This window comes from Amycolatopsis sp. NPDC114505, from assembly GCF_055633615.1.
Map to the genome: position 1 here is coordinate 1,172,767 of NZ_JBVKDV010000003.1, position 21,043 is coordinate 1,193,809.

17 protein-coding genes and 1 pseudogene are annotated in these 21,043 nt (G+C 71.0%); 16 read left to right on the forward strand and 2 right to left on the reverse strand.

Annotated elements, in window-relative coordinates; translation table 11 throughout:
• Positions 1–44 precede the first annotated feature (44 nt).
• Positions 45–1,304 carry an esterase/lipase family protein gene (locus ACZ7OU_RS34790; RefSeq protein ID WP_470258458.1) on the forward strand — a complete coding sequence of 420 codons (1,260 nt, stop codon included), beginning with the start codon at positions 45–47 and terminating at the stop codon, positions 1,302–1,304.
• Positions 1,305–1,315: 11 nt separating this feature from the next.
• Positions 1,316–2,371 carry an alpha/beta fold hydrolase gene (locus ACZ7OU_RS34795; protein WP_470258459.1) on the forward strand — a complete coding sequence of 352 codons (1,056 nt, stop codon included), beginning with the start codon at positions 1,316–1,318 and terminating at the stop codon, positions 2,369–2,371.
• Positions 2,372–3,314: 943 nt separating this feature from the next.
• Here the strand turns inward: ACZ7OU_RS34795 and ACZ7OU_RS34800 are convergent.
• On the reverse strand, positions 3,315–3,830 hold the full coding sequence (locus ACZ7OU_RS34800) for a methylenetetrahydrofolate reductase (protein WP_470258460.1): 516 nt from the start codon (positions 3,828–3,830) through the stop codon (positions 3,315–3,317).
• A gap of 31 nt (positions 3,831–3,861) precedes the next feature.
• Positions 3,862–4,122 (reverse strand): annotated as a pseudogene (locus tag ACZ7OU_RS34805) (methylenetetrahydrofolate reductase); the annotation flags it as partial.
• 435 nt (positions 4,123–4,557) lie between these two features.
• Here ACZ7OU_RS34805 and ACZ7OU_RS34810 point away from each other — a divergent pair.
• From ACZ7OU_RS34810 to ACZ7OU_RS34875, 14 genes are all read left to right on the forward strand, one after another.
• Positions 4,558–5,703: an IS701 family transposase gene (locus ACZ7OU_RS34810; RefSeq protein WP_470259028.1), complete on the forward strand. Its 1,146-nt coding sequence runs from the start codon at positions 4,558–4,560 to the stop codon at positions 5,701–5,703.
• A gap of 334 nt (positions 5,704–6,037) precedes the next feature.
• Complete coding sequence (locus ACZ7OU_RS34815; protein ID WP_470258461.1) at positions 6,038–7,267, forward strand: PucR family transcriptional regulator; 1,230 nt, start codon at positions 6,038–6,040, stop codon at positions 7,265–7,267.
• 120 nt (positions 7,268–7,387) lie between these two features.
• Entirely contained in the window at positions 7,388–8,683 is a 1,296-nt protein-coding gene (locus tag ACZ7OU_RS34820; RefSeq protein WP_470258462.1) for a 3-keto-5-aminohexanoate cleavage protein, read from the forward strand.
• Positions 8,684–8,721: 38 nt separating this feature from the next.
• Positions 8,722–9,528, forward strand: coding sequence for a class I SAM-dependent DNA methyltransferase (locus ACZ7OU_RS34825; protein ID WP_470242519.1), 807 nt, complete (start codon positions 8,722–8,724; stop codon positions 9,526–9,528).
• Positions 9,521–10,204: an HAD family hydrolase gene (locus ACZ7OU_RS34830; protein WP_470258463.1), complete on the forward strand. Its 684-nt coding sequence runs from the start codon at positions 9,521–9,523 to the stop codon at positions 10,202–10,204. The genes ACZ7OU_RS34825 and ACZ7OU_RS34830 overlap by 8 nt, the downstream gene beginning before the upstream one ends.
• A 14-nt stretch (positions 10,205–10,218) precedes the next feature.
• A complete protein-coding gene (locus tag ACZ7OU_RS34835; protein WP_470258464.1) occupies positions 10,219–10,659 on the forward strand; it encodes a discoidin domain-containing protein in 441 nt (146 codons plus the stop codon).
• A 23-nt stretch (positions 10,660–10,682) separates the two neighbouring features.
• Positions 10,683–11,120, forward strand: a complete 438-nt coding sequence (locus ACZ7OU_RS34840; protein ID WP_470242522.1) for a cupin domain-containing protein — start codon at positions 10,683–10,685, stop codon at positions 11,118–11,120.
• Positions 11,117–12,427 carry an aminotransferase class III-fold pyridoxal phosphate-dependent enzyme gene (locus tag ACZ7OU_RS34845; RefSeq protein WP_470258465.1) on the forward strand — a complete coding sequence of 437 codons (1,311 nt, stop codon included), beginning with the start codon at positions 11,117–11,119 and terminating at the stop codon, positions 12,425–12,427. The genes ACZ7OU_RS34840 and ACZ7OU_RS34845 overlap by 4 nt, the downstream gene beginning before the upstream one ends.
• A 29-nt stretch (positions 12,428–12,456) precedes the next feature.
• Entirely contained in the window at positions 12,457–13,767 is a 1,311-nt protein-coding gene (locus tag ACZ7OU_RS34850; protein ID WP_470258466.1) for an ATP-grasp domain-containing protein, read from the forward strand.
• The gene (locus ACZ7OU_RS34855; RefSeq protein WP_470258467.1) at positions 13,764–15,011 is read left to right on the forward strand and encodes an MFS transporter; all 1,248 of its coding nucleotides are present in this window, start codon (positions 13,764–13,766) and stop codon (positions 15,009–15,011) included. Before ACZ7OU_RS34850 ends, ACZ7OU_RS34855 begins: the two co-directional genes overlap by 4 nt.
• Positions 15,008–16,135 carry an Ldh family oxidoreductase gene (locus ACZ7OU_RS34860; RefSeq protein WP_470258468.1) on the forward strand — a complete coding sequence of 376 codons (1,128 nt, stop codon included), beginning with the start codon at positions 15,008–15,010 and terminating at the stop codon, positions 16,133–16,135. Before ACZ7OU_RS34855 ends, ACZ7OU_RS34860 begins: the two co-directional genes overlap by 4 nt.
• Before the next feature lie 20 nt (positions 16,136–16,155).
• Complete coding sequence (locus ACZ7OU_RS34865) at positions 16,156–16,551, forward strand: VOC family protein (RefSeq protein WP_470258469.1); 396 nt, start codon at positions 16,156–16,158, stop codon at positions 16,549–16,551.
• Entirely contained in the window at positions 16,551–17,744 is a 1,194-nt protein-coding gene (locus ACZ7OU_RS34870) for a pyridoxal phosphate-dependent aminotransferase (protein ID WP_470258470.1), read from the forward strand. The genes ACZ7OU_RS34865 and ACZ7OU_RS34870 overlap by 1 nt, the downstream gene beginning before the upstream one ends.
• A gap of 215 nt (positions 17,745–17,959) precedes the next feature.
• A complete protein-coding gene (locus tag ACZ7OU_RS34875; RefSeq protein ID WP_470258471.1) occupies positions 17,960–20,254 on the forward strand; it encodes a WD40 repeat domain-containing protein in 2,295 nt (764 codons plus the stop codon).
• The last annotated feature ends 789 nt before the right edge of the window (positions 20,255–21,043 follow it).

A 21,043-nucleotide genomic window follows, 5' to 3' on the forward strand; every position in this document is an offset into this window, starting at 1 on the left:
GGCCGATAGTTGCTGAGTTCTCCCGATGTCGTGAGGAGCCCGTCGTGCGCCTGCTCAGCCTGGTGGTCGCTGCGGCCATCGTCGCCGGTGTGGAGGTCGCCGCGCCGGCCTTGCCGGTTGCCGCCGCCGATCCCGCCTACCTGACCAAGGAGGCGACGTTCGGCACCGTCGCCAACGGGTGGGACAAGGTGGAGCGGTACCGCGACACCACAGCGGGCTTCGCCGACGAGCAGTACCCGCCGGACGGACGGGGCAACCAGGACGGCCAGCGGCTGACCTTCTTCGGCGGGGTGGCGCAGCCGTCCTCGTCGCGGTTCCTGCTCTACTCCGCACCCGGCTGGTCGACCGGCGCGAAGGCCACGCCGGTGCTGCTGGTGCACGGCGCCAACGACAATCCCGACCGGGCCTGGGCCAATCCGAACGAGTCCGGCGGCTTCGGGTGCGGCTCGGCGACGTGCCCTTCGACCGGGCTGATGCAGTACCTCAGCTCGCGCGGGTACCGGGTGTTCGCCATCGGCTTCGCGCACAAGCAGGGCGAGAACCGCCAGCAGGCACAGCAGGTCGGTGACGCGGTCGCGCTGATCAAGTCGCGGCTGGGTGTGGGCCAGGTCGATCTGGTCGGCTGGAGCAAGGGTGAGCTGTCCACCCGGATGTACGTGTCCTCGGTGAAGCCCCCGTGGGGCCGGGCCTACGCCGGCGACGTGCGCAAGCTGATCACCCTCGGCGGCCCGAACGGTGGCTACGACTACCCGTTCGCGCACGGTTACGCGCACGACCTGTCGATCTGGCCGGAGTGCGGCGTCAACATCAACGCGCCGAGCCCGCACACCAGGATGACCTGCTACGGCGCGTACACCTACCACCCGGAACTGTCGATCACCCCCACCGCCGGCTGGGACACCTACCCCGGGCAGCGGCAGATGCTGGCCCGCTTCGACAGCGCGTTCGGCGTGGACGGCTCGCAGCAGGACTGGTACACGACCTACTACGGCGGCCAGGGTTTCTACACCGACGGGACGGGCATCCAGGCCGCGATCAACGCCGGGTCGATGATCTCCGCCATCCAGTCCGCCGGAATCCCGGCAAGCGTCTCGGTGTACCTGCTGGCCGGCGGCTCGCCGAGCATCGTCGGCGTGTTCAACGAGAACCGGGGCCCGAGCGACGGCATCGTGTTCGTGGCCAGCGCATTGGACAGCACGGGCATCGGCCACCTCGCCGCGACCGCGCTGGTCGGTTCGGTGAACCACTTGCAGCTGGGCTGGGCGTCGGCGTCGATGTCCCAGGTGACGAGCTGGCTGGCGTGAAAGGGACGACAGTGACCACACTCCTCGACGGAATCACTTCGGCGAAGGTGCCGACCAAGCGGCTGACCACACACGTGCTGGAGGTGGCCGGCCGGGAGCACGGCGAACCGGTCGTGTTCGTCCACGGCAACGTCTCGTCCTCGGCCTTCTGGCAGGAGCCGATGCTCGACCTGCCGGAGCGGTACCGCCCGATCGCGGTGGACCTGCGCGGATTCGGCGGCACCGACCCGTTGCCGGTCGACGCGACGCGGGGCGTGCGCGACTACGCCGACGACGTGGCCGCCACGCTGGCCGCGCTGAGCATCGACGCCGCGCACCTGGTCGGCTGGAGCATGGGCGGCGGCGTGGTGCTGCAGCTGCTGCGCGAGCACCCCGCGCTCGCGCGCACCGTGACGCTGGTCAACCCGGTCTCGCCCTACGGCTTCGGCGGCACCAAGGGCGCGGACGGCGAGCTGGTCGACGCGGCGGGCGCCGGCTCGGGTGGCGGTGGCGGCAACCCGGACTTCGTCGCCCGGCTCGAGGACGGTGACACCTCGGACGAGTCGCCGTTCTCCCCGCGACAGGTGCTGCTGGCCTTCTACGTCAAACCGCCGTTCCACCCCGCCCGCCTCGACGACCTCGTCGAGTCGATGCTCACCACCCGGGTCGGCGACGACCACTACCCCGGCGACTTCACCACGACCGACGCGTGGCCGGGCGTCGCGCCGGGCACCCGTGGCGTGCTCAACACCATGGCGCCCGGCCATTTCCGCCTCGACGACCTCGACGCGATCGAGCGCAAGCCCCCGATCCTCTGGGTCCGGGGAGCGGACGACCAGATCGTGTCCGACACCTCCATGTTCGACCTCGCCCACCTCGGCCGGCTCGGCGCGGTGCCCGGCTGGCCGGGCGAGGCCACCCATCCCGCGCAGCCGATGGTCACCCAGACCAGAGCCGTCCTCGACCGCTACGCCGCGGCGGGCGGCGACTACCGCGAGGTGGTCATCGCCGACACCGGGCACAGCCCGCACATCGAGAAGCCGAAGGAGTTCTCGGCGGCGCTGCTCGAGGGTCTGGCCAAGGGCTGAAAAGCATCCGACACCGTCCGCCGCCTTGGCGGGATCATGATCGGTCCACGGGCCGTTGCAGGCCGCGACGCCGCCACCGACCTTCCAGCTTCCCCATCGGCCAGCACACCGGCCTCCGCGGACTACGAGGGCCGCATCCAGGTCATCGTGACAACTCACTGACCGTTGATCGCCGCCTCGGCGGAGATCGAAGACCTCGTGGTCCTCAAACGTCACCGGCTTCAGCTGGCCACGCAAGCCGAAGCCATTCCCGTGGGTTCGGGCCAGAGCGATGAGCCGGTGACCGCCGAGAGTCGTTACGAGTCCAAAGCGATCGCTCTGGCCGACCTCGACCTCGCCGACGGCGCCGGAAGGCTGAAGCGCTACCTCGACGCGACGCGCAGCGCCATGCTGTTCGGCCCCCGGGTCGTCCTGGTCGAGGGTGTCGCCGAGTCCCTGCTTCTGCCGGTATTCGCCCGAAGGGTCCTGCCTCGTCCCGCCGCTTCGCCGCTGTTCCGCGCGGCGAAGGCGCCAGCAGCCGAAGTCAGGCAGGCGAACCTTGAATGGGCGAGGTGGGCGCGATTCGTCGGTACGACAATCGTCACGATGATCACCGACAAAGATCCAGGGCTGACGTACGACCGGCGGACCAATCTTATGGACCTGGCCGCGAGGCTCGGGGCGAAGGATCGGCTCGAAGTGTTCGTCGCGGACCCCACCCTGGAGCCCGAACTACTGCGCGCGGGGCCCGCGAACTTCGCTGTCGCGAAGGACGCTTTCAACAGGCAGAAGCCCGAAGCCGGCCCGCGCGTGTGGACGGAGCTCGACGCCGTCTCTGCCCCAGAGGAACGCATCGGCCGCTTCCTGGAGGTGTTCGAACCGGCTGCCCGGCCAGCACGAATCAGGGGTGGCGTCGAGGACGCCCATCACCTTGAGCGGACCGACGTCCGGTCTGGTCACAGCGTTACGCGGCGCCTGGCCGGGCAAGGGCGATCGGATGAGGCTCATCGGGTCCTGTCTGATGTGGACGATCGGCCGGCGCGGCGAGCAGCGCATCACGGGCACACTCGGCCTCGATGCCCAACGCCCGCACCGCCGCGGGATCGTCGGCGACCGCGGCGAACCGCTCCGCCAGGTGCGGCGGGAACGGCGCGCCGGACAGCTGCTCCGAGCGGGCGATGGTCTTCATCGTCGTCACCGGCATCAGCGCGAGGATGATCGGCGTGTCGCAGCCCGCCGCCACGGCTCGGTCCCGCAGCCGGAGGTAATCGTCCGCGTCGAAGACCATCTGCGTGATCGCGTAGTCCGCGCCCGCTGGGCACTTCGCCACGAAATGCTCGGTGTCCTCGGCCACCGAACCCGAACGCGGGTGGCCGAAGGGGAACGCGGCCACGCCTACGCAGAAGTCGCCGTGCTCGCGCAGCAACGTCACCAGCTCGCTCGCGTACTCGAGCCCCTTCCGGGTGGCGGGCCCAATCACCGTCGATGTCGCCGGGTGGATCGCCGCGCAGCGCGAGGACGTTGACGACCCCCGCGTCGGCGAGCGCACCGACGAACGACCGCAGCTCACGGACCGAGTGATCGACCGCGGTGAGGTGGACGACCGGCAGCATCGTGGTCTCCCGGGCGATCCGCGCCGCGACGGAGATGGTGTTGTCCCGGGTCGAGCCGCCGGCGCCGGAGGTGACCGATACGAAACCGGGGTGCAGCGACTCCAGCTTGCGGACGTTCTGCCAGATCCGGCCCGCGTCGTCGGTGGGCCGGGGCGGCATGAACTCGAGCGAGAGCACCGGCGTTCCCGCAGCCAAGCGCTGCCGGACCGTGCGCGGGCGGCCGGCGCGCGGCGCGGGTACCGCGGCGGGCTCCCGCCGCGCCCGCCCGCCGCGGCGAAACGCTGGTCACGCCCGCGCCCTCAGCTGCCCGGTGGCCGCCACCAGGTTGGCCAGGGTCGCCCGGACCTCCGGGTAGCCGCGGACATGGCGGCGTTCACCCGAGAAGCGGCCGCCGAAGTTTCGGCATGCCTGACCGGTGGCCGGGCCACACTCGGTGGTGGCCCACACCGCGTGATCGGCCGAACGCGAATTTCACTCATGGTGGCGTCTCCACCTGCCGGTTCCCCACTTCGGTCCCGGCCCCACCTGGCTCCTCATCCTCCACTCCACGACGGTGGGGTGACGGGAATGGGGAGCCGGGAGACGAGGGTGGAGATGCGGGCCAGTCAGCACATCGAACGGAGAACGAACGACAGACCGGCGTGGGATGAGGCCGCCGTCGACGAGCTGTGCGTGGAGCTGCTGCGGTCGTTGCCGAGAACCGATCAGCGCGCGAAAGGCACTCGATACGTCCACGGGCTGCTGCGCACACCCGGTCGCAAGACGATGCGGAACATCGCGGCCGAGCTCGGCGGCGACGCCACCGAGCAGAACATCCACCACTTCATCAGTGACTCCACCTGGAACTGGGAGCCGGTCCGCCACGCCCTCGCCGAGCACGTGCTGCGGCGCGCCACCCCGCGAGCCTGGGTACTGCGGCCGGTCACGATCCCGAAGAGCGGCCGGCACTCCGTCGGGGTGGGCCGCCGGTTCGAGCCGACGGCCGGGCAGGTGCTGGCGGGTCAGCACGCGGCCGGTGTCTGGGCGGCTTCGGACGGCTTCACCGCGCCGGTCAACTGGCGGCTCCACCTGCCGAAAGCCTGGGTGGAGGACAGCGGCCGCCGAGCCCGGGCGAGCATCCCGGAGAGCACCTGCGTGGAAACGCTCTCCGGCTGCACGGTCAGCGCTTTCACCGCCGTCGCGAAGCAGTGGTCCTTGCCGGACCTGCCCGTCGTCCTCGACGCCTGGCAAGCGGACGCCGGCGCCACGATCCGGCGGCTGCGCGCCCTCGGCCGGCCCTTGCTGGCCCGGGTCGGTGAGGACCTGCCGTTCGTCGTCACGGACGCCGCGATGACCGCACACAGCCCCGAGCCGATCTCCGCGCGCGACATCCTCGCTTCCGCCGCGCACCTGGGCCGCGGCGTTCCGGCCCGGAGCCGGCTCGTCACCACGAGGGTGCGGGTGCGACCGCCGGTCCACGGGGACGACTTGCTGCTGTTCGGGATCTCGGAGCCCACCGGCCGGCTGGTGCAGGTGTGGCTGACCGACCGGATCGCCGCCCCGACCGCCGACCTCCTGTACCTGTCGCGTCTCGTCGAGCGCGTCGACCGCGACGTCTCGGCCATCGCCGCGCCGGTCGGCATCCGCGACTACGCCGGCCGGTCCTTCGCGGGCTGGCACCGCCACGCCACGCTCGTTTCGATCGCCCACGCGATCCGTTCGCTCGGCGCGGACGTCGCGCTTCCCTGCCCCGCCCGTTGATTTCGTTCGGCCGGCCGGAAATAGCCCGATACCACCGAACCGACCAGATCTGCCACCCGAATGGGCCATTATTCCCGGTGTAGCATGGAACGCCGGGGAGCGCGAGCGGGGTGGGCTCAAGCGCCGGAGCCGTCGCGCAGGCTCGGCCGGGCACGGGATTTGGGGGAACGGCACACTGATGTCTGCCGACCGAAACGAGGGTGATCGGGACGCGACCGGGGATCGCCGGATTCAGCACACGCCCCCGGAACGGAGTGTGCTGAACTCGCTGGGTGATCTCACCGGAATTGCCGGAGAGAATGTCCGAAATCTCGAAAACATCACCGCGACGGCGGTGGAATTGAATGATCGGCTCACCGCGCTGGAAAACGGGCTCCGCCGAGCCCGTCAGCTGAACGAGGAGCACGCCGAACTGCTCGACGAAGTGCTCGCCGAGCCGGACCTGGACGGCGTCGCCAAGCAGGTGGCGCGGAGGATTCACGGGGATGTCGTGATCTGCGGGCCCGACGGTGCCGTCCTGTCGGCGTCGGGTGAGCGGCTGCCCGAGGTCGAGAAAGCCGTCGCGGCCGGGGCGGTGGCCGCGCACACCGACCGGGCGCCCGTGTGGCTGGCCGACGCCCGGGTGACGATTCCGGTCGTCGCGGGGAACGAAGGCGTCGGCACCATCGTCGCCCGGCCGGGTGGCACCGAGGAGATCGACCGGGAACGCCTGCGCATGTTCGCCCAGGCGGCCGCGGTGGCGTTCCTGGTGCAGCGGCGGACCGGCGCCACCGGCGGCCCGGATCGGGACGAACTGCTCGACGAGGTACTGGGCGGCTCGCCCATCCCACCGGGTCAGCTCGACCGTCGCGCACGGCGGCTCGGGATGAACCTGCGCGAGCCCTACCTCGTGGTGATCGCCCGGCCGGAGGAGAAGTCGCACGGCCGGATGCTGATCTGGGCGTCGTCGTTCACCCATCGCGCGGGTGGCCTGCGGAGCATGCGCGACGGCGCGGCGGTGCTGGTGGTCCCCGGCACCGACGCGAGCGCGACCGCACGCGTGGTCCGCGACGAGCTGACCGCCCTGCTCGACACGCCGGTGACCGTCGGTGCGGCCGGGCCCGCGTCGGAACCCGGCTCGATCCTGTCCGAGTACCGGCAAGCGAGCCGGTGCCTCGATGCGATCACCGCGCTCGGCGGCGCGGGCAACGCCGCCTCGACCGGCCAGCTCGGTTTCGTCGGTCTCCTGCTCTCCGACACGCCGGACGTCGGCGATTTCGTCCGGCGGACGATCGGGCCGGTGGTGCGCTACGACGCCGAGCGCCACACCCACCTGCTCGAGACGATCACCGCGTACTTCGACGCCGGAGGCAGCCCCACCTATGCCGCCGACCGGCTCTACGTCCACCCGAACACGGTGGCCCGGCGCCTCGAGCGCGTGGCGGAGCTGCTCGGCGACGACTGGCAGAAGCCGGAGCGAGCGGTCGACCTGCAACTGGCCCTGCGGATCCAGCGCATACGCGACCTGATGTCCCGGCCCGCCACCGGTGCGGGCACCGGGATGTCCGGTCCCGGACGCGGTTGACCTGACAAACTGCCGCACGTGCAGTCGCACGCCCGTTCGGATCCGTCGTAGGGTTTCCTCATCGCCATTTGACCATTACTAGCGGCGTCCGGGTATTCGCCGGACGCTTGGGGGCGAATAGTGGAATCCACCACGGATGGGAAGTCCCTGGTTCTGGGCTGCGCGTCGACCGGCGCCAAGTTCACGCCGGCCAACCACCGGCTCACCGGGGACGCTCTCCTGGACGAAATCTGCAGCGGCGGCACGATCAAGACGTCGCCCTCGGCGTTGCTCGCCGAAGCGGAAGCGTTGCACGGCATGGGATGCCGGTACTATCACTACCACGCGAGGAATCGGAGGACGCACGAGCAGACCACCAGCAACGAGGTCTACCGGGAGATCAGCCGCGAGCTCCAGCGCCGCTGCCCCGACCTCCTGATCAGTTTCGGCGCGAGCCGCAACGGTGCCGAGGTGCGGGAAAGCATCGCCCGCTTCGGGGAATGGGAACGCGTCAGCCAGTGCGGGCTTCCGCTGCACCTCGGCGGAGCGCACTTCGTCACCATTCAATCCGCGGTCGAACTCCAGCTGATGTGCGAACTGGAGCGTCAGTTCGGTGATGGGCCGGCCGGCGCGGTCGACAGTGCGCGGTTCGCCGAGGCGGTCCTCGCTTACCGGCCGTCGGATCAGCTGACGTCGTCCGATCTCGACACCTATTCGACGAGCAAGGGCGCCGACTACGGCCGGACTTCGCCGGCCATCCAGTTCGAGGTCTACCGGAGCGCGATCGAGGCGCGGTGCCGGCTGGGCCTGTTCCACGAGGTGGAGTGGGTGCAGTTCCCGCGCAGCCACGCCATGTCGCGGTACGCCGTGGAACACCCTTTGCTGCGCCTGGGAAGCAGCGGCCAGCTCAACGTGACCATCCTCTTCGGGTTCTCCCCGCGGCTGCCGTTCCCGGACAGCTACGTGGAGTTCAAACGAGTCGTGGCCGCCGCGAAGAGCCTCGAACACGACCTCGCCGAACCCGGCGCCCAGAAACGCCACGTGACGGTCACAGTGGGCGCGGCGGTCCTGCCCCAGCAGGCCGCCGGTCACTTTGCACCGCTCGACGTCGGCCCTCGCGCCGGCCAACGGGCTTGCGCGCTGCGCAGGCTGGCCACCTACGCGTGTCAACCGGACAGCGACGTGGACATCCTGCGGTTCGGCATGGAAGACAGCCCCTACGCGGTGGACGGCGACGGCGAAGTCCGCCTGGCGGGGAACACCGAGCTGGCCGAAATACTGCTTCATGAGCTGGCGATCAACGGTGCCCGGGTCGAAACCGGCACCCAGGCGGTCGCCGAGCGGCTGGGCTTGAACTGGATCAGCCAGAGCGTCCTGCGCGAGCAGCGGCGCCGCCCGCTCGGCCGGCCGGTGGACCGGCCGCTCCAGTTCGCCTGAACCGTTTCCCGTCCCCGGAAAGGAAAGCCGGACCGGTCATGCCCTTTTACGACCCGGAGTTCTACGACGACCTCGCCGACACCTACCACCGGATGTACGAGGACTGGTGGAGCTTCGCCGTGCGCTACACCGAACCCATCGCGACGGCGCTCGCCGGAGCGGGGATCGAGCCTCCCGCCGAGGTTCTCGACTGCACCTGCGGCATCGGGACGCAAGCACTGCCTCTCGCCGGCCGGGGCTACCGGGTCACGGGTTCCGACCTCAGCGGCCGCGCCGTCGAACGGGCCGGCCGGGAGGCCGCGGCCCGCGAGCTCGACGCGCGGTTCGTGACCGGCGACGTCCGCCACGTCGACGAGCACGTGGGCGGGACGTTCGACGCCGCGATCTCGGGCGCGAACTCCCTCACGCACCTGCTCACCGACGAAGACCTGCGGCAGGCGCTGACGGCCGTCCGCCGGTGCCTGCGCCCGTCGGGCGTTTTCGTCGCCACCATCCGCGACTACGACGAGGTCCTCCGGGACGAGGCACCAGGGCTGATGCCGGAGCTGTTCGGCAAGGGCGACGACCGCAGCGTCATCACCCAGGCCTGGGACTGGGCCGAGGACCGGCGGACCTTGACCACCATCCACATCCTCACCCTCAAGAACCGCGGCCGGCCGGGCTGGGACACGACCGTCCGGACCACCGACTACCGCGTGCTGCGGCGCGCCGAGTTCGACGCCGCGCTGGCCGCGACCGGCTTCGGCGACATCCGCTGGTACTTCCCGGACGAGAGCGGCCACTACCAGCCGATGGTCGCGGCGCGCGTTCGTCCTGATCGGACAGAGGAGAGCGTTCATGGCTGAAATCGACGGGATCTGCTTCGACCTGTTCTCGACCCTGGTCCACAAGAAACCGGGCAACCCGTTCTTCGGGCGGGTGGCCGCCGACCTCGGCCTGGACCTCGCTCGGTGGAAGCCCGCCTACGACGAGCTCCACGACGAAACCATGGCGTCGATCGTTCCGGGCATCGTGGCGCGCATCGTGCTGTCCGCCAAGACCACCGGGGTCCGGGTGTCACCGGACGCGGCTGGCGCCGCCGTCGAACGCCACTTCGCCGCCTTCGTGGCGAGCATGCAGGTCGACCCGCAGGCGGTACCGCTGCTCGACCGGCTCCGCACGGGAGGCACGTCACTGGCGCTGGTGACGAACGCCTCCGACCACGCCGAGTGGCTGTTCGACCGGCTCGGCCTGCGCGAATGGTTCGACGTCACCGTGTTCTCCCACCGCGTCGGACGCCTGAAGCCACACCCGGAGATGTACCGGCGCGCGATCGACCGGCTCGGCATCGCCGCTTCGCACTGCGCGTTCGTCGGCGACGGCCAGCACGACGAACTGCGCGGAGCCCGCGAAAGCGGCTTGACCACCGTGCTCGTCGATCGCCGGCTGCCGCACACCGAGGCGGCCCGCGCCCACGCCGACTTCGTCGTCCGCGACCTCGCCGACGTCGACGCCGTCCTCGCCACGGTCAGCACCGTCTAGAAGGGAAAGCCGACATGCCCCTCATCGAAACCTGCCGCGTAACGGATTCTTCCGGCTGCCACCGCTACGACTTCTGGAACGAGCAGTTCCTCCTCGACGGCAGCCCGCACACCGGGTGGAGCTCGCCCAGCCGCAACGAATCGCGTCCCGAGCACCTCGACTTCGACCTCGGCGGACTCCGCGTGCCCACGCGCATCCGGCTCCAGCGGCGGCCCGTACCCGTGATCCGCACCGGGTTCCCGCGGTCGATCCGCGTGATCGCGCTCCCCGACGAGGGCGGCGAGAAGACGGTGCTGGTCGCCGACGACGTCGACGTCGACGCGGGCGCCTGGTTCGACAGAGAGCTCGAGCCGGTCGCGACGCGCCGGGTGCGGCTGGAGACCTCCGGGGTGGCGATCCGGCCCAGCGGCAAGTACTTCACGCAGCTCATGCAGGTGCAGTTCCTCGAAGCGTGACCACGACCGGAAGAGGTGTTCAGATGACGTTGCGCACGTTCACCGTGCCCACCACGCCGTGTACCGACAGCGTGGCCCGCAAGCTCGGGCTCTTCGCCAGCGAACGCATGCAGGCGGCGGCCTGGCGGCTGGCGCCCGGCCAGGACATTTCCGCGCGGATGCACCCCCGGGCCGACGGGATGGTCGTGGTGCTGCAGGGCCGGGGCGAGTTCCAGGTCTTCGACGAGACCGAGCCGGCCCCGGCGGGCTGCTACGTCCCGTCCGCCCACTACCCCCTCGACGCACCGCCCAAGCGTCCACTGCCCGAGCCCACCCGGCACGACATCGGCCCCGGGTCCGTCGGCGTGGCCCCCGCCGGGCTCTACTACGGGCTGGTCAACACCGGGGACGACGTCCTCGTGGCCGTCACGGTGACCGCCTCGGACACCAGCGGGACTTCGTGGACGGTGCGGGCCTCGTGACCGGGCACGCCATGCCGGGCGCCGGCACCGCCACGGACATCGACGACGCGTGGGTGCTCGATACCCTGCGCCGCCACGAACCCGCGACGATGCACACGCAGCACCCCGTGGTGTGGCACCACGCCCACGGCAGCCGCGTCTTCGACCGGCACGGCCGGTCGTGGCTCGACTGGACGAGCGGGATCCTCACCGCCAACGCGGGACACGGACGAGCCGAAGTGGCCGACGCGATCGCCGAACAGGCTCGCCAAGGCCTGTTGCACGCCTACATGTTCCCCACCGAGGTGCGCGCCCGCGTGGTCCGCGCGCTGAGCGAGCTCACCGGGTTCCCGCAGTGCGTCCTGTACACCACGGGAGCGGAGGCGGTCGAAGGGTCGTTGAAGATCGCCCGCCGCTACGCCCGGGCGCGGGGGCGGCGCGCCGTCATCGTCACCTTCGACGGCGCCTTCCACGGCCGGACCCTGGGCGCCCAGCTCGCCGGCGGGCTCCCCGCCCAGCGCGACTGGGCACCGGAGTGCGACGACGTGTTCGTCCGGGTTCCCTTCCCCGCCCTCGGCGAGCCGTGGACGCCGGCGTCGCTCGAGGCGGAGTTGCACGCGGTCGGCGCGCGCCCCGAAGACGTCGCCTGCGTGCTGGGCGAGCTGTACCAGGGCTCGACGTTGCGCGTGCTGGACCCGGCGGCCGCGGTGAAGCTGCGCGACTGGTGCACCCGGGTGGGGGCGCTGCTGGTGTTCGACGAGATCCAGTCGGGCTTCGGCCGGACCGGCACGCTCTTCGCCTGCGAGCAGGCCGGGGTCCGCCCCGATCTCCTGCTGTGCGCCAAGGGTCTTTCCGGTTCGCTGCCGGTGTCGGCGGTCCTCGTCGGGGACCCGCGCTTCACCGAAGGTCTCCGGCTGGGCGAGCTCACGAGCACCCACAGCGGCAACCCCGTCGCGCTCGCCGCCACCGAGGCCAACCTCGCGCTCTTCGCCGACGGGCGCCTCGTCGCCCACGCCGCCGAGCGCGGCCGGCAGCTCGCCGCGGGGCTGTCCGGCTGGGCGGCGCGACGACCGGACCGGCGCCGGGTCGTCGGCGCCATCGGCATGGTGGCCGGCATCGCGTTCACCACGCCGGACGGTGCCTTCGACCCGCCGACGGCCCGTCGCGTGGTGACCGAGTGCGTCGACCACGGCCTGCTGATGTGCGTCCCGTCCACCTTGGGCGGAGCGATGGCCAAGATCATGCCCCCGCTCACCACGACCGAGGCGGAGCTGGCCGAAGGGCTGGCCATCTTCCGCGCGGCCTCCGACACCGACCGGCACGACTGACCCACCCCACGACGACGGAGCGGAAATTCATGGGTACCACCGGGAAGACTCCGGGTTTCATCGTCCTGAGCGACCTGTCCAAGATCGGCCCGTACCTGACGGAGCTGCGCGCTCGAGGCGTCGCCGTCCTGGCCGTCTCCCAGCCACGGGGATCGGCAATGGTCCACCGCGGTCTCGAGCTGCTCGGCACCGCCGGCCACCCCTTCGCCGGCCTCGCCGACGTCGCACTGCACGACGGCGGCGACCTGAGCGGCATCGTCGACCGGGCGACCCGCTGGGCGGCGGCCTACGACATCACCGGCGTGCTGGTCGCCGCCGAGGTCTACGTCGAGGCCGGCCAGGTCATCAGCGACCTGTTCAGCCTGCCCGGTCCGGGCATGCGGGCGGCGCGGGTCTGCCGCAACAAGCTCCTGCAACGCCGCTACCTCGCCGAGTGGAGCCCGAAGTCGGTGCTCGTCAGCGGACCGGCGGGCATGGCGACCTACGACGGGCCGTTCCCCGCCGCGGTCAAGCCGCTCGACCGCGAGTCCAGCATCGGCGTCCGCCTGGTCGACGACGCGGCCGCACTCGCCGGGATCGTCGAGAACCTCGAACCGGGTAGCCGGATCCTCGTCGAGGAACGCGTGCCAGGCCGGGAGTACAACGTGGACTCCATCGTGCTCGACGGCAAACCGATCGTGACGCTGCTGACCCAGAAGGGGACCAACGAGGAGTCGACCGAGTTCTTCGTCGAACTGGTCCACACGACTCCACCGGCCAACCTCGACGAGCGGCAGGCCGGTCTCATCACCGATGCCCAGCACGGCGTCGTCGACCGGCTCGCCTTCGAAACCGGCTTCGCCCACGCCGAATACCGGATCACCGACGAGGGCCGCGTGGTGCTGATGGAGATCGCGGCCCGCGCCCCGGGCGACGCCTGCCTGCCCCTGTACCACCTCGCGACCGGCCAGGCCGTCGAGCCGGTGCTGATCGACGCGGCCATGGGCCGTCCGACCGGCTACCAGCCGGCGTTCCGGCGGCGAGGCCGTCAGGTCTACTTCGAGCACGTCCCGGGAACGCTGCTCGACGTCCACGCGGAAGGGACCGGCGAGGTACGGCCACGCTGGCTCGCCGACACCACCGGCATCTGGCCGCCGCTGCGACCGGTCGAGGAGCACGCGCCGCCCACGCTGCACGAGCTGCTCGTGCTCAAGAAGCGCGGCGACCGGCTCCTGCCGATCACCGAGTCGTCGAACCGGGCGGTCACGGCCATCTTCGACGCACCGCTCGACGCCGACATCGACGCTGTCGGAGCCGGGGTGCGCCGGTCGGTCACGATCGAGACCGAGCCGGGTCGATGACGGGACTGTCCGAAGTCCCTCCGGTGACCGCGGAGAAGAGCCGCGGCGAACCGGTGGTCAAGGTGCTGGCCTGGGACAACCTGCTGGGCAGCCTTGGCCAGTACAGCGTAGTGCCGGCCCTCGGGGTCCTGATCGCGACCCAGGACCCGGGAGCCGGGCCCGGCGCGGTGGGCGGGGGACTCTTCCTCTACTTCGCGACCGTCGGCCTCGCCTCGCTCGCGGTCAACCACTGGCTCCCCCGGTTCCGCTACCGCACGATCCTCTGGGCGAGCTGGCTGCTGGCCACGGTGGGCTTCGCGCTGCTGGCGCTGCTGCACACTTTCGCCCTGCTCATGGTCGCGCTGCTGATCGCCGGGTTCGGCGTGAGCGTGCACCACGTGCTGGCGCGCGTCCTCATCGCCGAACGCACCACCGGGGACGTCGAGCGGAACCGGGCGTACTCGTGGATGAACGTCGCGCTCAACGTCGGCGGCGCGGCCGGTCCGTTCATCGCGAGCCTGCTCTACGTCGCCGGCGACGCGCGTCCCCTGATGGTCGCCGTAGCCGCCTGCTACCTGCTCGCCTCGGCTGTCCTGATCCGGTGGCTGCCCGCCGGGCTCCGACCGACCCCGACGCCGACGGCCTGGCCGCTCAACCGGGCCGGGCTGAAGTCGGTCCTGCGGCAGCCGGTGGCCTGGCGCACAGTCGTCATCGCGACGCTCGCGACCTTCCTCTACGCGCAGTTCTACTCGGCGTTCGCGCTGCTGGTCGCCGACCGGATCACGACACCGCTGATGCGGGCGGCCCTGCTGTCGGGCCCGGCCGTCGCGATCGTCGTCCTCCAGTCGTCGGTCACCGCGGTGGTCGCCGCGCTCCTGCGACGTGGCGCACGGCCGATGCCGCTGCTCGGCGGGGCCACCGTGGTCTTCGGCGTCTCCATGGTCTCGCTGGGTTCGAGTCTCCCGGTGCTGTCGGCCTGTCTGCTGGCCGTCGCGCTCTTCGCGCTGGCCGAGATGGTCTTCACCCCCATGCTCAACACCGCGTTCGCGGCCCTTCCGTTCCCGACTTCGCTCGAGCGGCTCAACTTCCGGCAGGTCTGCTGGACGGCGGGCGAGGCACTGGGGTCGCTGTGCGGCGGCACGCTCTTCCTGGTGCTCGGCGCCCGCGGGCTGGACCGGCTGTACTGGGCAGGCCTCGCGGCCGTCTCGGTCGTCGTGACCGTGCCCCTGCTCATCCCGCGCCGCTCACCGAGGAGTGCGTCATGACCCGCCACGAAACGGCCCGGCGTCTCGTCGGCGCCGGTGAACTGACCGGTTTCACCGCCACCGCCCTGCGCGCGGCGGGAGCCCGGCGCGCGGACGCCGAGGTCACCGCGGACGTCCTGGTCTCCGCCGACCTCGGCGGGGTCGAAAGCCACGGCGTCGCCCGGTTGCGGCGCTACGTCGAAGGCCTCCGGGACGGCATGATCGACGCCGGTGCCGTCCCGGAGGTCGTCCAGGACAACGGCGGGGTGTGCGTTGTGGACGCTCACAACGGCCTCGGGCAGCCGGCGCTGTGCACGGCCGTCGATCTCGCCGCCGACCGCGCCCGCGCCACCGGTGTCTCCGTCGCGCTGGTGCGGCGGTCCAACCACATGGGCATCGCGGGCTGGTTCGCCGAACGGGCCGCCCGCACGGGCGTGCTCGCGGTCGTGACCACCAACGCCGTGCCGCAGGTCGCGCCGATGGGTGTCCGCGAACCCATGTTCGGCACCAACCCGCTGTGCTACGCCGTGCCGACGAGCCAGGGGCCGATCTGCTTCGACGGCGCCACCAGCGTCGTGTCCCGCGGGAAGCTCGAGCAGCTCGGCCGCACGGGCGGGGCGATGCGGGCCGGCTGGGCGCTGGATCCCGCCGGCCGTCCGGCCACCGACGTCCACGGGACCGTCGACGGCCTCATCGGCCGGAGCGGGCACGCGCTGCTGCCCCTCGGCGGCGGCAGCCAGGACCACGGCGGGCACAAGGGTTCCGGGTTCGCCCTGCTCGTCGAGCTTCTCTGCGGCCCGCTCGCCGGAGCGCGGTGGAGCAGGCACACCTACGAAGACGGCGAAGCAGGCGTCGGCCATTTCGTGCTCTGCCTCCGTCTCGACGCCGTCGGCGATCCGGCGGTGGTCGACGCGCACCTCGCGGAGCTGGGCCGCGAAATCCGGGAAGGCAGCCCGGTCGACGCCGGGAACCCACCGCGGCTGCCCGGCGACCGACGACGCCGGCTCGCCGACCGGCGCCGGACCTACGGCGTGCCCGTCCTCGAGTCCGTCCTGACCGAGCTCCGGGACATCGCCGCGCGGCTCGGCATCCGGCCGCCGTCGCCGGCCAACTACGACATCCCCGCGGTGACCGCACCGCGTTGACCGCTATCCGGGAGGAACCCGTGCACTACGAACGTCTCGACCACACCGTGCTCACCGTCGCCGACCTCGACGCGACGGTCGACTTCTACGGCCGCGTCCTCGGCATGGAAGTGGTGACCTTCAGCAGCCTCGTCGCCAACCGCAAGGCGCTGCGCTTCGGCGACAGCAAGATCAACCTGCACGAGGCGGGCAAGGAGATCCAGCCGACCGCCGCGAACCCCGGGCCCGGCACGGAACACCTGTGCTTCATCGTGAAGGACCCCGTCGAAGGAGTGGCCGAGCACCTGCGCGCGGCCGGTCTCGAGGTCGAGGACGGGCCGGTCGAGCGCGCCGGCGCGCTCGGGCCGATCACGAGCGTCTACGTCCGCGACCCGGACGGGAACCTCATCGAGCTGAGCAACTACGTGGCCGGCTGATGCGAATTTCCGCCCGTGTAACGGGAATCGAGGAATCCGCCACGCTGGCCGTCGACGCCAGGGCCAAAGAGCTGGTCCGGGCCGGGCGGCCGGTCATCGGATTCGCCTCCGGTGAGCCGGATTTCCCGACTCCGGCGTACATCGTCGAGGCCGCCGCAGCGGCGTGCCGTGAGCCCCGCTACCACCGGTACTCCCCCACCGGCGGGCTGCCGGAGCTGAAAGCGGCGATCGCGGCCAAGACGCGCCGCGACACCGGTCTCGACGTCGACGCCGGCCAGGTGCTGGTCACCAACGGCGGGAAGCAAGCCATCTACCAGGCGTTCGCGGCTCTGGTGGATCCCGGCGACGAAGTGCTGGTGCCGGCGCCGTACTGGCCGACGTACCCGGCCGCGATCTCGCTCGCGGGCAGCAGGCCGGTCGCGGTCCCCGGCGACGAACGCGACGGCCTGCGCGTCACCGTGGACCACCTGGAAGCGGCCCGGACGGCGAAGACCACAATGCTGGTCTTCTGCTCTCCGGCCAACCCGACCGGCACGGTGTACACCCGCGCGCAGGTCGAGGCGATCGGCCGGTGGGCGACCGCGAACGATCTGTGGATCCTGACCGACGAGATCTACGAGCACCTGGTCTACGGGACGGCGGCGTTCCACTCGCTGCCCGTCGTGGTGCCGGAGGCGCGCGACCGGTGCGTCGTCGTCAACGGGGTCGCCAAGGCCTACGCGATGACCGGCTGGCGAGTCGGCTGGGCGCTGGCTCCGGCCGACGTCACCGCGGCCATGACGAGGCTGCAGTCTCACGTCTCGTCGAACGTGGGCAACGTCGCGCAGGTCGCCGCGATCGCGGCGTTGTCGGGCGGAACCGGGGAGATCGAACGCATGCGAGCGGCCTTCGACCGCCGCCGCCGCACGATGGTCCGCATGCTCGACGAGATCGACGGCATCCGCTGCCTCGCTCCGGAGGGCGCGTTCTACGTCTATGCGTCGGCGAAAGACGTACTGGGCAGACGGATCGGCGACAGACGTCCGGAGACGACGGCCGAGCTGGCATCCGTACTGCTCGACGAAGCGGAAGTGGCCGTCGTACCTGGCGAGGCTTTCGGCACGCCGGGTTACCTTCGGCTGTCCTACGCCTTGGGTGACGAGGATCTGGTCGAGGGGATCACGCGCATCGGCAAGCTGTTCGCCGGCGGTTGAGGCCTCGGCACCGGGCGACCGGCCCGGTGCCGAGGAGCCCCTGTTACGGGCAGGTGAGCGTCGGCTCGGCGGCCAGGTAGAACCTCATCGAGCCGCCAGCCGCAGCCGTGTCGCTCGCGCGACCGCCGGTGCGTCGACGGCGACCGCCGTCGAAACGCCACTTTTCCACCGCACACTGTCACGTTCCGGGTGACGGCCGCGACTACCTGCACGTGGTGGACAGCAAGCCGTTCGCGCGGCACTTCTGGCCGTTCTTCGCGATGGCCATGGCGCCGGCGAACGGCTGGATCGTCACCGGCGGCGGTGACGGTTCCCTCCGGCGCTGGGACCTGCTCGAACGGCGGGAGCTGGGGACACCCATCGCGGCGGACTCGCGCTGGGTGCTCGCGGTGGCCGTCACGCCGGACGGGCGGCAGATCGTCAGCGGCGGGGGCGACGGCGTCGTCCGCCTGTGGGACGTAGACACCGGCGAGCTGATCCGCGAGGCGTCCAGCCACGTCGGCCTGATCTGGACCCTGGCAGTCAGCTCGGACGGCACCCGGGTCATCAGCGGCGGCGACGACGGGACGCTCAGTGAGTGGGATCTCCGCACCGGCAACGCCATCACGATCATCCGGACCGAGCAGTCGGTACGGGCCGTGGCGGTGTCGCCGGACGGCGCGGAGCTCGTCCTCAGTGGCACGGACAGCGTCATCCGCCGCACCGGCGACCGGCCCGACCTGGCCGGCCACGACGGGTGGGTGCAAGCGCTGGCCCTGACCCCGGACGGGACCGGGCTCGTCAGCGGCGGCAGCGACGGCACCCTCCGCCGCTGGGACCTCCGCACCGGACGGGCGATCGGCGCCCCCTTGCTCGGCCACGACGGCACCGTGTTCACCGTGGCCGTGACGCCAGACGGGAAGCGGATCGTCAGCGGAGGCAGTGACGGCACTGTCCGCACCTGGGATTTCGCCGACGGAACGGCGATCGGCGCGCTGTCCGGGCACACCGACTGGGTTCGCTCCGTCCAGGTCAGCGCGGGTGGCGAGCGGGTCGTCAGCTGTAGCAACGACGGCACGATCGGCGTTCTGTCGCTCCCCGGCGGCATCAGCACCGGCGAGTTCTTCGAGGGACCGGCCGTCGCGGTCAACGCCCTCGCGGTGCACCACGGGACCGGCACGGTCTTCAGCGCGAGCATCGACGGGTCTGTGCGCCGCTGGGACGGCCGGACCGGCCGGGCACTCGGACGGCTGCGTTCCCCCGACGGCTGGGTCAACGCACTCGCGGTCTCGCCGGATGGCGAACTGCTCGTCCGGGTCGGCGAAGACGGCCAGATTGTCCGGTGGAGCGCCGTCGCGGGCGATCCCGCCGGTCAGTCGATCACCGGGCACGAGGGCGGTGTGCGCGCGGTTGCGTTCACGCCGGACGGCCGCCGGATCGTCAGCGCTGGTACCGACGGGACGGTCCGCCGTTGGGATCGCGACAGCGGCGACCAGATCGGTCCTCCGCTCAAGCGCCACCGCGGCGTGATCAACTCGGTCGTCGTGACGCCCGACGGAAAACAGATCGTCGCGGCGTGCAGCGACGACGGCCGGCTCATCCGCTGGGACGCGGACACCGGAAGCCGCCTGGGCGAGCCGATCGCGGCCCACCCGCGAGCAGCGCTGACGGTCTCGGTGGACGGCGCCGGGCGGCGGCTCGTCAGCGGCGGCGGCGACGGCAGGGTCCGCGTATGGGACGCCGACACCGGCGAGCACGACTTGACGTCGGAGGAACGTCACAAGGGCTCGGTGACCGTCGTGCGGTTCAGCCCGGACGGGCGGCGAATCTACAGCGGCGGAACCGACCGCCTCGTGCGGCAGTGGAATGCCGAAACCGGGGCTTCCGCAGGTGAGCCGCTTCGTGGCCACGACGGCACGATCACTTCGCTGGCGTTCCTCGACGACGCCGGCACCGTGCTGCTCTCGGGCTCGGCGGACGGCACGGTCCGCAAATGGGATCTCTCCTCCGGCACCCAGCTGGCCGCCGAAACCGAGTCGGCCGTCGTCGTCGAGACGCTCCCCGACGTCCAGAGCGATCTCGAGAGCAGCGTCGACCGGCTCGACATCGCGGAGGACGTCCGCCGCGTCGGCGCCATGCTCGCCGCGGTGGCGGTCCAGCCGCCGCTGTCGGTCGCGCTCCTGGGCGACTGGGGCACGGGCAAGTCCACGTTCATGTGCCAGCTGCGGGCCTGGCTGGAGGACACCGCGAGCAAGGCTCGCGCCCGGCCTGGCAGCGCGTACGTCTCGAACGTGAAGCAGGTGACGTTCAACGCCTGGCACTACAGCGACGACCACCTGTGGGTCGGGCTCGTCGAGCACATGTTCCGCGAGCTGGCCAAGGACGAACCGGCGCCGACTCCGGACAAGGCCGCCGAGCTCGAGGCGACGGCGAACGAGGTCGCCCAGCTCAAGGCGAAGCTGTCGACGCGGAAAGCGGATTGCGAACGGCTCGCCGCCGACCTCGGCGCGACACGACCCGCCTGCGGGTGAGATGTGCTTGCTGCTGGGACTTCGTCATAGTGGGATTTCCTTGTTGGGATCCGATGTTCTGACGTGGCCAGAATCTCGGCCCGCGAGGACCGGAACCATCCGGCTGACCAGCCTCCCACCGTGGGACGGCGCCCCATTGCCAGGTACGGCAATGCCTGTTAGGAGAACCCGAGCGTGGCGGTTCGGTGGCGGTCGCCCCGCTGCGTCCGGCAAGTTCGATTGCTCCTGAGCGTGGCCTAAGCCGGCAGACTGAAGGCCATCTGCTCGACTAGTCGCAAGCGCCAACGCAGGGTGCGGAGAGACCGAACTCTTCCCGCAGACGATTCTGCGAAATCCGACGCCAGGGCCGCCGGTCACGACGTTTCTTCGCCGGGGCCGACGCAGATAATCTCCCCGATGTCGATCAGAGGGATCCCACTGCCTGAGCCAGCTGCCGATGACCGCGAGAGGATCCCGCGCATGGAGCAGGCGTTCGGAGTATTCGCGCTCGATCGACGGAACTGGACAAAAGTCGGGCAACTCACGCCAGCTGGGGCCACTCATATTGCCTCCGACATTCTGGTGGCTTATCGTACTCGGTCTGTTACAGGGAGGGAATTATGGTACTCAGCTCTGCCACGAAGGGCCTTCACCACCCTCGCTCCGACGACACCGGCGAGCAGGTAGCAACCTCGCCCGGGCCGCGGTCGGGTAAGTGCGAGCGGCTGCCACCGGCGCCTGAAGACCGCGCGAACACCTACTTCCGCAACAGGCGCCACACTTATCGGCGGCTGCGGCACGAGCCCGGCG